At 54.6% G+C, this 383-nt stretch carries 1 protein-coding gene; it reads right to left on the reverse strand.

What is annotated here, in order from left to right; all coding sequences use genetic code 11:
* Positions 1-383: GTP-binding protein (locus tag FDW98_RS14345; protein ID WP_249935702.1), on the reverse strand; the 383-nt coding region annotated here is incomplete at both ends.

Below are 383 nucleotides of genomic sequence, written 5' to 3' on the forward strand. Positions count from 1 at the left end.
TCGCCTTCCAGCGCTTTCAGAGCAGAACCACGAACGATTGGAGTATCGTCGCCCGGGAAATCGTACTGAGACAGAAGCTCACGAACTTCCATTTCTACCAGTTCCAGCAGCTCTTCGTCATCAACCATGTCGCATTTGTTCAGGAACACGATGATGTACGGAACGCCAACCTGACGACCCAGCAGGATGTGCTCACGAGTCTGCGGCATCGGGCCGTCAGTCGCAGCAACAACCAGGATCGCGCCGTCCATCTGCGCAGCACCGGTGATCATGTTTTTAACATAGTCGGCGTGGCCCGGGCAGTCTACGTGTGCGTAGTGGCGAGACGGGGTGTCATATTCAACGTGAGAAGTGTTGATGGTGATACCACGTGCTTTTTCTTC

It is taken from the genome of Citrobacter sp. wls711 (genome assembly GCF_005281055.1).
In the GTDB taxonomy this organism is placed as follows: Bacteria; Pseudomonadota; Gammaproteobacteria; order Enterobacterales; family Enterobacteriaceae; genus Citrobacter; species Citrobacter gillenii.